The sequence below is a fragment of the Haemophilus haemolyticus genome, from assembly GCF_003490935.1.
GTDB classification, from domain to species: domain Bacteria; phylum Pseudomonadota; class Gammaproteobacteria; order Enterobacterales; family Pasteurellaceae; genus Haemophilus; species Haemophilus haemolyticus_M.
This window is the reverse complement of record NZ_QQGD01000003.1, coordinates 46,141-58,359: the sequence shown is the minus strand read 5'-3', so window position 1 is coordinate 58,359 and position 12,219 is coordinate 46,141. Positions and strand designations below refer to the sequence as shown.

At 39.2% G+C, this 12,219-nt stretch carries 11 protein-coding genes; 3 read left to right on the top strand and 8 right to left on the bottom strand.

Annotation, left to right across the window (positions count from 1 at the left end; translation table 11 throughout):
* The first annotated feature begins 54 nt into the window (after window positions 1–54).
* Entirely contained in the window at window positions 55–2,190 is a 2,136-nt protein-coding gene (gene pta, locus DV417_RS04505) for a phosphate acetyltransferase (protein ID WP_118878808.1), read from the top strand.
* Between the two features lie 76 nt (window positions 2,191–2,266).
* Here the strand turns inward: pta and smrB are convergent, their stop codons facing one another.
* Window positions 2,267–2,770 carry an endonuclease SmrB gene (gene smrB / locus DV417_RS04500; RefSeq protein WP_118878806.1) on the bottom strand — a complete coding sequence of 168 codons (504 nt, stop codon included), beginning with the start codon at window positions 2,768–2,770 and terminating at the stop codon, window positions 2,267–2,269.
* Window positions 2,771–2,899: 129 nt separating this feature from the next.
* On the opposite strand from smrB, the gene prmB reads away from it, so the two are divergent.
* Both prmB and DV417_RS04490 read left to right on the top strand, forming a co-directional pair.
* Entirely contained in the window at window positions 2,900–3,844 is a 945-nt protein-coding gene (prmB, locus tag DV417_RS04495) for a 50S ribosomal protein L3 N(5)-glutamine methyltransferase (protein WP_118878804.1), read from the top strand.
* Window positions 3,845–3,947: 103 nt separating this feature from the next.
* A complete protein-coding gene (locus DV417_RS04490; protein WP_118878802.1) occupies window positions 3,948–5,012 on the top strand; it encodes an MFS transporter in 1,065 nt (354 codons plus the stop codon).
* Between the two features lie 54 nt (window positions 5,013–5,066).
* On the opposite strand, the gene cysB is transcribed toward DV417_RS04490, so the two are convergent.
* The 7 genes from cysB to DV417_RS04455 form a co-directional block, all read right to left on the bottom strand.
* Entirely contained in the window at window positions 5,067–6,038 is a 972-nt protein-coding gene (cysB, locus tag DV417_RS04485) for an HTH-type transcriptional regulator CysB (protein WP_118878800.1), read from the bottom strand.
* Window positions 6,039–6,049: 11 nt separating this feature from the next.
* The gene (gene rluB / locus DV417_RS04480) at window positions 6,050–7,123 is read right to left on the bottom strand and encodes a 23S rRNA pseudouridine(2605) synthase RluB (protein ID WP_118878798.1); all 1,074 of its coding nucleotides are present in this window, start codon (window positions 7,121–7,123) and stop codon (window positions 6,050–6,052) included.
* Window positions 7,124–7,170: 47 nt separating this feature from the next.
* Window positions 7,171–7,794, bottom strand: a complete 624-nt coding sequence (locus DV417_RS04475) for an L-threonylcarbamoyladenylate synthase (protein ID WP_118878796.1) — start codon at window positions 7,792–7,794, stop codon at window positions 7,171–7,173.
* Window positions 7,795–7,928: 134 nt separating this feature from the next.
* Window positions 7,929–8,798: a succinate--CoA ligase subunit alpha gene (gene sucD / locus DV417_RS04470; protein ID WP_118878794.1), complete on the bottom strand. Its 870-nt coding sequence runs from the start codon at window positions 8,796–8,798 to the stop codon at window positions 7,929–7,931.
* The gene (gene sucC / locus DV417_RS04465) at window positions 8,798–9,967 is read right to left on the bottom strand and encodes an ADP-forming succinate--CoA ligase subunit beta (RefSeq protein WP_118878792.1); all 1,170 of its coding nucleotides are present in this window, start codon (window positions 9,965–9,967) and stop codon (window positions 8,798–8,800) included. Before sucC ends, sucD begins: the two co-directional genes overlap by 1 nt.
* A 35-nt stretch (window positions 9,968–10,002) precedes the next feature.
* Complete coding sequence (gene rlmM / locus DV417_RS04460; RefSeq protein WP_118878790.1) at window positions 10,003–11,094, bottom strand: 23S rRNA (cytidine(2498)-2'-O)-methyltransferase RlmM; 1,092 nt, start codon at window positions 11,092–11,094, stop codon at window positions 10,003–10,005.
* The gene (locus DV417_RS04455; protein ID WP_118878788.1) at window positions 11,087–11,980 is read right to left on the bottom strand and encodes a transcriptional regulator GcvA; all 894 of its coding nucleotides are present in this window, start codon (window positions 11,978–11,980) and stop codon (window positions 11,087–11,089) included. Before DV417_RS04455 ends, rlmM begins: the two co-directional genes overlap by 8 nt.
* Between the last annotated feature and the right edge of the window lie 239 nt (window positions 11,981–12,219).

The following is a 12,219-nucleotide window of genomic DNA, read 5'->3' as shown; positions in this document are numbered from 1 at the left end:
TGCCGAATTTTTCGGCAGTTTTTATTTATAACATATACACATTAAGGTTTAACTATGTCTCGCACGATTATCCTTATCCCTGTAAGCACAGGCGTGGGTTTAACTAGCATTAGTCTGGGATTGATCCATTCTCTTGAACAAAAAGGCGCAAAAGTTGGTTTTATGAAACCAGTTTCTCAACCAAGCACAGGTGAAGATAAACTGGATCGTACAACCTCTATCATTCGCACCAGCACTAACCTTGAAACTTCTGAACCGTTTATGTTAAGCGTTGCGGAATCATTGATTGGGCAAAATCAGTCTGATGTATTGTTAGAAAAAATTGTGGCAAATCACCAACAATTAACTAAAAACAACGATATTGTTGTGGTTGAAGGCTTAATTCCAACAAGAAAACACGGTTACGCAAATAGCATCAACTATGAAATTGCACAAGCATTAGATGCGGAAATCGTATTAGTTGCAGCACCTGCAACTGAAACCCCAACCGAATTAAAAGATCGTGTAGAAGCTGCAGCCTCTCTATTTGGTGGTAAAAACAATCCGAATCTTTTAGGCGTAGTTGTAAACAAATTTAATGCACCCGTTGATGAATCTGGTCGTACACGCCCTGATCTTGCTGAAATCTTTGATTCATTCCAACATAGCCATGCATGTGAAGCAGAAGTGAGCAAATTATTTGCAAATAGCTCAATCAAATTATTAGCTTGTGTGCCTTGGTCTGCAGATTTAATCGCAACACGTGCTATCGATTTAGTGAAATACTTAGGTGCATCAATTATCACTGAAGGAGATATTAACCGTCGTATCCGTGGTATCACTTTCTGCGCAAGAAGTTTACCAAATATGGTTGAACATTTCCGTGCAGGTAGCTTATTAGTCGCCTCAGCGGATCGTCCAGATGTACTTGTGGCTGCCGCTCTCGCAGCATCAAATGGTATTGAAATCGGTGGCCTTTTATTAACTGGCGGTTACAAAATTGATGCTCAAATCAATAAACTTTGCCAACCGGCTTTTGAAAAAGCAAAATTGCCAATCTTCCGTATTGAAGGTAACACCTGGCAAACAGCATTAAATTTACAAAACTTCAACCTTGAAGTGCCCGTTGATGATAAAGAGCGTATTGAAAACATCAAACAATACACAAGCCAGCACTTTAATGCTGACTTTATCAATAACCTAGTTGCGGATTCTACTCGTTTACGTCGTTTATCCCCACCAGCGTTCCGTTTCCAATTGACTGAACTTGCTCGTGCTGCAAAAAAACGCATTGTGCTTCCTGAAGGTGATGAACCTCGTACAATCAAAGCAGCTGTACTTTGTGCAGAACGTGGCATTGCGGAATGTGTGCTTTTAGCAGATCCAGCATCTGTTCAACGTGTAGCTGAAGCACAAGGTGTTAAACTAGGTAAAGGCATTACAATCATTAATCCTGCAGATGTTCGTGAAAACTATGTTGCTCGTTTAGTTGAATTACGTAAAGCTAAAGGTATGACAGAAACTGCAGCTCGTGAACAATTAGAAGATACCGTAGTGCTTGGTACTATGATGTTAGAAGCAAATGAAGTAGATGGTTTAGTATCTGGTGCTGTTCACACTACTGCAAATACCATTCGCCCACCAATGCAAATCATCAAAACTGCACCTGGTAGTTCAATTGTTTCTTCTATCTTCTTTATGTTACTACCAGATCAAGTGCTTGTTTATGGTGACTGTGCGGTAAACCCAGATCCTACAGCAGAACAACTTGCTGAAATCGCAATTCAATCTGCGGATTCTGCGAAAGCATTTGGTATTGATCCAAAAGTCGCAATGATTTCTTACTCAACGGGTACATCTGGTAGCGGTGCTGATGTAGAAAAAGTGAAAGAAGCAACCCGTATTGCGAAAGAAAAACGCCCTGATTTATTAATCGATGGCCCATTACAATACGATGCGGCTGTGATGGAAGATGTGGCTCGCTCTAAAGCACCAAATTCACCAGTAGCAGGTAAAGCAACGGTATTCGTATTCCCTGACTTAAATACTGGTAACACTACTTACAAAGCAGTACAACGTTCTGCAGATTTAGTGTCTATTGGCCCAATGCTTCAAGGTATGCGCAAACCAGTCAATGACTTATCTCGTGGTGCCTTGGTTGATGATATTGTGTACACAATTGCCTTAACCGCAATTCAAGCAACACAATAGTTCAAGTAAAAACATAAAAGAAAATACCGCACTTTGCCCCAGGCAGTAAAAGTGCGGTATTTTTTATAACGTTTTTTTACAAATCAACCAAAATCAAAATGGCGGCTTCACCGCCCCATTCTCTTGGAGCTTGATGCAATGCCCGAACTTTAGGATGTTGTACTAGCCAACGTGGAATTTGTTTTTTCAATGTAAAAGTGCCATAGCCCGTCATGATACTGGCACAATCAACATGCTCATTTTCACAAGCCAGTAAAAGTGCGGCTAATTCTTGTTTAGCTTGTTCACGGGTTAAACCGTGCAAATCTAAAAACAATTCTGGCGAAAAATCTCCACGACGAAGTTGTTTTAATAAATGGGAATCTTCCCCATCACGTAAATATTTCACAACACCATCATGCTCATTCAGTAACGGCTCATATTCATCAGAAAAATAGAACAATGTATCTTCTTTCGCTCGTAATTCTTTCAATTCTATTTGTTTCTGATCACGTTTTTGGCGAGGGGCAACAAAAGTATCTTGTTTAATTGGCTTAATGCCTTTGGTTTCCGCACGGAATAAATCAAATTCGTCTTGCATTTTTTCTCATTAATTTCAAATTTTGCGTATCATATCATAGTTCTACATTCTCATCTGTGGTATAACTACGCCAAATTTTCATACCGAATTTTATGCTAACTTTTCTACTCACTTTTATGGAGAAATGCGATGGAAACCTCACATAACCAAGAATTAGTTGCAACTATCTTGGAAGATAATGTTGCAAACGAACTGCAAACCATTCAAGATTTTCTGCGTTGGACGTATAGCATTCTCAATCGTTCTGATATTTACTTCGGGCAAGGGCACGATAATCCTTGGGATGAAAGCCTGCAACTCGTTTTAAGTGGCTTACATTTACCCATTGATTTACCTACCGAATTATTTAACAGTCGATTAACCCCATCTGAAAAAGAAACCTTAGTTCAACTTGTATTAACCCGAATCGAACAACGCGTACCAGTGGCATATTTAACAAATAGTGCTTGGTTCTGCGGTCACGAATTTTATGTTGATGAACGAACCATTATTCCACGTTCTCCAATTAGTGCGTTAATTCAAGATCGTTTTGAAAATTTAATTTCGCAAGAACCTCATCATATTCTCGATCTATGCACAGGCAGCGGTTGTATTGCCATTGCTTGTGCTTATGCTTTCCCGAATGCGGAAGTAGATGCTGTCGATTTATCGGTTGATGCACTTAATGTCGCTGAGATCAATATTTCACGCCATCAATTAGAACATCGCGTATTCCCGATTCAATCAAACTTATTTGAAAATATTTTGGGACAAAAATACGATCTTATCGTGACCAATCCACCTTATGTGGACGAAGAAGATCTCGCCGATATGCCAGAAGAATTCCATTTTGAGCCAGAGTTAGCCTTAGGTTCTGGCCATGATGGCTTAAACATTACCAAACAAATTTTAAAACTTGCGCCAGATTACTTAACCGAAAATGGCGTGTTGGTGTGTGAAGTGGGCAATAGCATGGTGAGCTTAATTGAGCAATATCCAGATGTACCATTTGAATGGGTAGAACTTAAAAATGGCGGACTAGGCGTATTTGCTATTCAGCGTAAAGATTTAGTGAAATATCACGATCTGTTTTAATCTTTCAAGTGCGGTAAAATTTTAATATCAATTTCAACCGCACTTATAAAACTCATGGCGCGCGTTATTCAACGCGTGCTTTTCTTTTTTATCATTTGACCCTATGAATTTACAAAAACTTTTACTTACTCGGCGTTTCTTTTCCACCCTTGCCTTTTTTTCTGTGCAAACGGTATTTCTGATTTATCTACAAAGTAAAGGATTGAGCAACAGTGAAATTGCCTTTTCCTTATCACTACTCTTTTTCTCAAACCAAGCCCTTTCCATTCTTGCCGGTATTTGGGGCGATCGCTATGGTTTAGCCAAAATGATGTTGCTCGGCTGTTTTTTAGATGTGATAGCTTATATTTTCTTTCTCGCAGCAGATAATTATTTATTGCTTCTTATTGCGACCACTTGTTTTGGTTTAGGTAGTTGCTTATTTGGAACCAATGCCAAAGCGTGTTTACTTGTGTTGGCAGGAGATGAATACAAAGAAAAAACTCGCTTGCAAGGGAAATATCTAAAAGTGACCTCCATGTCATCCATGTTTGCGCCGCTTTTAGTCATCCCATTTATTAAATACGAACATATCGACTTGCTCATTTGGGTCTGTTTTTCAATGGAAGCCGTATTATTCGTCTTAATGGTAAATCCTTTCTATCAAATTCAAACCTTACAAATATTGGTAAAATTTCGCTTTACACAAATCAAAGAAATTATTACAAAAGAATTCCTCATGGTGCATTTAATGCTCTTTTTACCTCTTGCCATTGCGAGCTCTTTCTTTGCCATTTTCCCATTTTTATTTAACAATAAACTTGGCATGCCTGAACATTCGCCGATAGCATTATTTGGCAATGGCTTACTCACCGTCCTATTACAAAGCTATTTTTCCCGAAAAATTAATTTAACGCTCAAACAAGCGGCATGGGTTGCCCCTCTGTTGGCTATTGGAATTATCGTGCCTTGGTTTATCACCTTACGTTATCTTTCCGTATTTTCTGCCTATGCCTATCTCGTCATTTTTACAGTCATTGAGGTGTATGCCCTCACTGCGATGGCAAACTTATTAGTAAAATTTGATAATGGCACCAATCGTGGCTTTATTTTTGGCGCATCTAGATTATTACTTTCCATCGCGACAGTCGGTGTGATGAACCTTGTTCCAGTTCTATTTTTAGTATAAAAAAGTGCGGTTGAAATTCTTATTAAATTTCAACCGCACTTCATTTATACCTTGTTATTTTGTTTCCAATTCAATGCCTTCAAATAATTTTTTCACTGAATTGTTATCACGCAAGCGCTCAGCTTTTTCTACGACGCTACGAGTTAAGTGCGGTGAAAAATATTCCATGAAATCGTACATATAATTACGTAAGAACGTGCTATATTTAAATGCAATATTCGTCATACTCGGGCGGAACAAATGACTGGCATCAATCGCCACAAGATCCGTATCTGACGGTGTATGAGCCATAGATGCCATAATGCCCACCCCTAAGCCTAAGCGTACATAAGTCTTAATGATATCGGCATCGGTAGCAGTAAAGACTATATTCGGTAAAATTCCTGCGCTATTAAATGCGTAATCCAAATCAGAAACACCTGTAAAACCAAAAGTGTAGGTCACAAGCGGATATTTACCTAATTCCTCAATCGTCAATTCTTTCGCTTTGGCAAGTGGATGTTCTGGCGTAACAATCACTGCACGATTCCACCAATAGCATGGGATCTGAACCAAATCATCAAATAAATAAGGCGCTTCGGTAGTAATCGCCAAATCCACTTCACCTGACATTAATGCATCATGAATTTGTGTTGGGGAACCTTGGTGAATATGCAAACTCACATCAGGATATTTTTTGGAAAAACGTTCAATCACACTTGGCAGCATATAACGTGCCTGAGTATTTGTCGTCGCGATACGTAATACACCGTGATTTGGCTGAGTATATTCATCGGCTACGGCACGGATACCTTGTGCTTTAACAAGTAACTCGCGTGCAATCGAAATAATCTTTTTTCCTGCTGGCGTAATTGATTTTATATGCTTGCCATGACGCTCAAAAATTTCTAGACCTAATTCATCTTCCAGCAACCGCACTTGCTTACTAATTCCAGGTTGTGACGTATAAAGCGCATTAGCCGCTTCAGTTACATTTAAATTATGGTTAGCAATTTCAACAATATACCGCAGTTGCTGCATTTTCATAAAAAAAGTCCTTATTTTTTATAACGTTTGCTAAGTTCAGAATAACGTTTTACCGCTTTACGAATTTGTCCAGATTTTGGACGACGACGTGGTTGTGTAACATCTAATTTCGTTTCGGTTTCAGCCGGTAATCCCACAAGTTCACGCAAGTAATTGACGTTTTCAAGATCCATTTCTTCCCAGCCACCACGAGGCAAACCTTTCATCAGTTTGATATTGCCGTAACGAATACGAATCAAGCGACTGACTTGAATTCCTTGGGATTCCCACAAACGGCGAACCTCACGGTTACGTCCTTCCATCAAGGTTACGTCATACCATTGGTTAATACCCACACCGCCTGTAAATTTAATTTCTTTAAAGTTGGCAGGGCCATCTTCAAGCTGAACGCCTTTGCGTAAACGAGCCAACATTGCATCATCAACTTGACCAAATACACGCACCGAATATTCACGTTCCACTTCACGGCTTGGGTGCATTAGGCGATTTGCCAACTCACCATCAGTAGTGAAAAGCAACAAACCCGATGTATTAATATCTAAACGCCCCACTGCAATCCAACGAGAACCTGTTAAACGAGGCAAGCGTTCAAACACTGTGGCACGTCCTTCAGGATCGCTACGAGTACAGAGTTCGCCTTCAGGTTTGTAATACATTAATACACGGCAAATTTCTTTTTGTGCGTGGCTAAGATTAATAATTTGACCATCAATACGCACTTTTACGCCAGAATGTACGTCAATACGATCGCCTAAAGTCGCAATTTTACCCTCTACGCTCACTCGACCTGCGGCAATCATCGTTTCAATTTCACGACGAGAGCCTTGTCCAGCACGCGCTAAAACTTTCTGTAATTTTTCGCCCTCTGCTTTAGGTTGACTCGAGGCTTTTACAACGGGTTTCGCTTTTGGCTTAGATAAAAATTTGTTGTCAGAATTAACCGCACTTTTTTTCAAATTTGCCGTTTCTGCGCGTGCACTACGAGACACTGAACGTCTATCATTTTTAGCTGAAAAATCACTTTTCTTTGCTGAATCTTTGGAAAAGTGCGGTTGTTTTTGAGTTTGTTTTTGACTAGGTTTCATTGTTTTCCTTAAATAATGGAAAGGTCGCTTTCACAAGCGTCTATAAGTTAAATAAAAGGAGCAGTACTTCCACTTCCTTCGCGCAAAATCACTGGTGATTCTTCCGTTAAATCTACCACTGTTGTAGGCTCTTGCCCTAAATATCCACCATGAATAATTAAATCGACTTGGTGCTCCAAACGATCTCGAATTTCCTCAGGATCAGATTGCGTGGTATGTTCTTCGCCTGGCAACATTAACGAACAAGATAAAATCGGCTCACCTAAGGCTGAAAGTAAATCTAAAGCGATCTTATTATCTGGTACGCGTAAACCAATGGTTTTACGTTTTGATGTCATTAAACGGCGCGGTAATTCTTTCGTTGCAGTAAGAATAAAAGTATAACGCCCTGGCGTATTATTTTTAATCAAACGATACGCAGTATTGCTCACCGTTGCGTAAGTTGAAAGCTCTGATAAATCACTACACACCAACGTAAAATTATGTCCTTCAGGCAATTTACGAATCGCTACAATACGATCCATTGCATATTTATCGCCCATCATACATCCTAAGGCATATCCCGAATCCGTCGGATACACAATCACACCACCTTTTTGTAAAATCTCTACAGCTTGATTAATCAAGCGCGCTTGTGGATTTTCAGGGTGGATATAGAAAAATTGGCTCATGTGTTTCTTCCTTAAAAAGTGTGTGCTGATTATAGCAGTTTTGCGCTCACTTTATAATGGCGAGCATATAAAAATAAAGGCGTAGAGAGTCAATCTACGCCTTGTCAAATTAAAGTGCGGTTAATTTTATGAAATTATTTTAATACCTTTCTCAAGGCTGCACCAATTTCAGCGAGACTTTTTACACAAGTCACACCTGCGGCCTCAAGCGCTGCAATTTTTTCTGCGGCAGTGCCTTTTCCACCACTAATAATCGCCCCCGCATGTCCCATCCGTTTGCCTTTTGGTGCAGTAATCCCAGCAATATAAGCTACCACGGGTTTAGTGACCTTATCTTTAATGAAGGTTGCCGCTTCTTCCTCTGCGGAACCGCCGATCTCGCCAATCATCACAATGGCTTCTGTTTCGGGATCTTGTTGAAACCTTTCAAGAATATCAATAAAACTCGAGCCTGGAATAGGATCGCCACCGATACCCACACAAGTAGATTGTCCAAAGCCTTCATCTGTAGTTTGCTTTACCGCTTCATAAGTTAAAGTACCAGAACGAGAAACAATCCCCACTTTGCCTTTTTTATATATGTGTCCTGGCATGATACCAATTTTACATTCATCAGGTGTAATCACGCCTGGGCAATTTGGTCCAATCATCACAACGCCAGTTTCATTTAATTTTTGTTTCACCTTAAGCATATCCAATGTAGGGATGCCCTCAGTAATGCAGACAATTAACTTAATCCCTGCATCAATAGCTTCAATTATGGCATCTTTACAAAATGGTGCTGGTACATAAATGACTGTCGCTGTAGCCCCCGTATTTTCGACAGCTTCATGAACTGTATTAAATACATGCAAACCAAGATGAGTGGTTCCACCTTTATTTGGTGATACGCCACCGACTAATTGCGTTCCGTAGGCTAATGCTTGTTCAGAATGAAAAGTCCCTTGTCCACCAGTAAAACCTTGGCAAATCACTTTGGTATTTTTATCAATTAAAATCGCCATTAGTGTTCTCCTTTTGCTGCATTCACGGCTAATTCTGCGGCTTGTTGTAAACTCTGTGCGGTAAGAATATTAACATTGCTTTCCGCTAAAATTTGGCGACCGATTTCAGCATTTGTTCCTTCTAATCGAACAACCACAGGCACTCTCACGCCCACTTCATTTACTGCAGCAATCACGCCTTCAGCAATCAAATCACAACGAACAATGCCACCAAAAATATTTACTAAAATCACCTTCACTGAAGGATCGGTTAAAATGATTTTGAATGCTTCAGCAACCCGCTCTTTCGTTGCACCACCACCGACATCAAGAAAATTCGCAGGCTTCCCACCATAGAGTTTCACAATATCCATTGTTCCCATTGCAAGCCCAGCCCCGTTTACCATACAACCAATGTTGCCCTCTAAAGCCACATAGTTTAACTGGAATTTTTCAGCTTCTGCTTCACGGGCATCATTTTGAGTTAAATCTTGAAGTTCTAAGAGATCTTTATGGCGAAATAAAGCGTTATCATCGACAGATATTTTGGCGTCGAGACAAACCAAATTGCCTTGTTTAGTCAGAACAAGCGGATTGACTTCCACTAAAGATAAATCTTTTTCTAAAAACAAACGAGATAAACCCATAAAGATATCGGTAAACTGTTTGTTTTGCGTACCACTTAACCCTAATTTAAAAGCTAATTCACGCCCTTGATAAGGCAATTCTCCAAATAAAGGATCAATGGTGATTTTGTGAAGTAAGTGCGGTGAATTTTGCGCGACTTCTTCAATATTCATTCCACCAGCAGGAGAAGCAATAAACACCACTTTTTGAGAGGCGCGATCAACAACCGCACTTAAGTAAAATTCTTTATCAATATCGCAAGTTTCTTCAAAATAAATCTGGTTTACTGGCTGACCCAATTTATCCGTTTGAAAAGTGACTAAACGTTGTCCTAGCCATTTTTCTGCAAAAGATCTTGCTTCCTCTACATCCTGTACCAATTTAACGCCACCCGCTTTACCACGCCCACCCGCATGAACTTGGCATTTCGCTGCCCACTTATCGTCTGAAAGTTGAGCTAGTACCAAATCTACCTCATCAACAGATTGACAGACCGCCCCATTTTTTACGGGTAATCCATACTGCTCAAATAGTTGTTTGGCTTGGTATTCGTGTAAATTCATTCGCGACGTCCTTTTTGGTTATGAAAACAATTCACTCAAGATTTTAATGCTATATGAACCGTGATTTCTTCACGATCGTGATATAAATGTTTTGCTTGAATCTCAAAATTCAAATTCTGCTCAGCCAACATAACAGCCAAGTTTTCTAAACATAATACAACTTCCTGATAACGTTTTTTCATGGGTAATTTTAAATTGAAGATCGTTTCTCGGCACCAACCATTCAACAACCATTTACCAATCAATAAAGAAATACGACTTGGTTGTTCCACCATATCACAGACTAACCAATCCACTTTTTTCTTTTTGGGAGGCTGAAATTTAAAACCATCTTCCGCGCAATGTTCAATACGCCCCGTATCATGCAAACTTGCTGCCATTTTTCCGTGATCAACCGCATAAACAAATAAACCACGTTTGACTAATTGATACGTCCAACCGCCAGGGCAAGCCCCTAAATCAACGCCAACCATATTTTCATTTAAACGTTTATGCTCTTCTTTACGCGGAATAAAAGTCAAAATAGCTTCTTCTAGTTTTAACGTAGATCGACTTGGGGCATCTGCCGGAAATTTTAAACGAGGGATTCCCATAAAATGGGGGGAATGATTATCCACATAAGAATATCCCACATAGCAGCAATTCGGTTTTACAAAAAAACAATGTAAAAATTGACCGCTCTTTTGACTCGCCTTTGCCGAAAGCCAGCCTTGTTTTTTCAATGCCTGACGTAAAGGCACGGTAAATTTACGACAAAAAGTGGAAAGCTCCTTCGCTTCATTTGTGTCTGCAGTTTCTACAAAAAGCTCGCTAGATTGAGTAAAATTAACTTGTTGTGATAATGCTTCAAACGCCGCCACGATGGGACTAATACGATCAGCAGGATCTAAATCTTCCAATAAATCAGAAATAACCATCATCTGACGAGCAAAAATCAAACGGTTAAAAGGAATGTCTCGGGCAAGGCGATCAGCCTCATCAGGTTGATAACATTCAAAAATGACATAGCCCGAATTATCTTGTACTCGTGCAAAACCAAATACACCTAAATTACTTGCCTGATCGGTAATCTCTGCGGCAACTTCTTTCTCAAAACCTGGGCGACAATATAATGCGAGTTTATTCATTTTCTTCTTGTTTAATTGAGTTAATAATCCACTGACGGAATGCTTGAATTTTTTGGTCATCAAGGCGATCAAGATGATTAACCACATAAAATGATTTCGGATCAGGTAAATTGGTTGGTAATACCACTTTTAATGAGCCATTTTCAATTTCTTGCAAGGCTAATAGGCGATTAGCTAATACAATGCCTTGCCCATGAATTGCTGCCTGTAATGCCATAAATGTATGGCTAAATAACGGCCCTTGCTGAATATTTAAATCATCTAACTGTAAATGATTTGCCATCGCTTGCCAATTATCACGTGTATGAATGTGAATTAATGTGTGTTTTTTTAAATCTTCAGGCTGAATAATTGGATTTTCCGCTAGCAATTCGGGTGAGGCTAAAATCAATAAATTTTCTTCGCAAAGACGATCTACTTGAAGATTCTGCCAATTTCCCAAACCATAATAAATAGCAAGATCAATTTCTTTATTTAACAAGCCTTCATCTTGATCCACGCCTGTTAAACGCACCTCAATTTGCGGATAAAGCTGATTAAATTCACTTAAATGTGGCACGAGCCATTGGATACCAAAAGTTTGTGGCACGCTAATATTTAAATGCGGATCCGTTTTTAACGTTAATAATCGATCTGTTGCTTCATTTAAACGACGTAGAATTTTATTAATATCAACAAAATATGCTTTTCCAAGCTCTGTTAATTCTAAAGAACGATTCTTTCGCTTAAATAATTCAATTCCTAAGAACTCTTCTAATAATTTAATTTGATGACTAACTGCCGCTTGTGTGACACAAAGCTCATCTGCTGCTTTAGTAAAACTTAAATGGCGAGCAGCTGCCTCAAAAGATTTTAGCGAATTCAATGGTGGCAAACGTTTATACATAAGTATTTCCATTCATAAAATTTTTGTCTATAATAGACAAGATTTAATTCGGATTAGTTTTTCTAATACTTCAAATAAAAAAACGTCATTTGTTATTTTCTACCCTTTTTCCTTACAATACAACCATACTTAATGATTGGTAATTCCTTACTAGTTAATGAGTTTCGGACTTAAGTATGATGTTGTGTTTGCATATAGTTCGGGTAACCGAACTTGAGTAACAAATATGTTACTCATTT

Coding starts and splice junctions, on each gene's coding strand:
- pta (WP_118878808.1), top strand. CDS start 55: ATGTCTCGCACGATTATCCTTATCCCTGTAAGCACAGGCGTGGGTTTA.
- smrB (WP_118878806.1), bottom strand. CDS start 2,770: ATGCAAGACGAATTTGATTTATTCCGTGCGGAAACCAAAGGCATTAAG.
- prmB (WP_118878804.1), top strand. CDS start 2,900: ATGGAAACCTCACATAACCAAGAATTAGTTGCAACTATCTTGGAAGAT.
- DV417_RS04490 (WP_118878802.1), top strand. CDS start 3,948: ATGAATTTACAAAAACTTTTACTTACTCGGCGTTTCTTTTCCACCCTT.
- cysB (WP_118878800.1), bottom strand. CDS start 6,038: ATGAAAATGCAGCAACTGCGGTATATTGTTGAAATTGCTAACCATAAT.
- rluB (WP_118878798.1), bottom strand. CDS start 7,123: ATGAAACCTAGTCAAAAACAAACTCAAAAACAACCGCACTTTTCCAAA.
- DV417_RS04475 (WP_118878796.1), bottom strand. CDS start 7,794: ATGAGCCAATTTTTCTATATCCACCCTGAAAATCCACAAGCGCGCTTG.
- sucD (WP_118878794.1), bottom strand. CDS start 8,798: ATGGCGATTTTAATTGATAAAAATACCAAAGTGATTTGCCAAGGTTTT.
- sucC (WP_118878792.1), bottom strand. CDS start 9,967: ATGAATTTACACGAATACCAAGCCAAACAACTATTTGAGCAGTATGGA.
- rlmM (WP_118878790.1), bottom strand. CDS start 11,094: ATGAATAAACTCGCATTATATTGTCGCCCAGGTTTTGAGAAAGAAGTT.
- DV417_RS04455 (WP_118878788.1), bottom strand. CDS start 11,980: ATGTATAAACGTTTGCCACCATTGAATTCGCTAAAATCTTTTGAGGCA.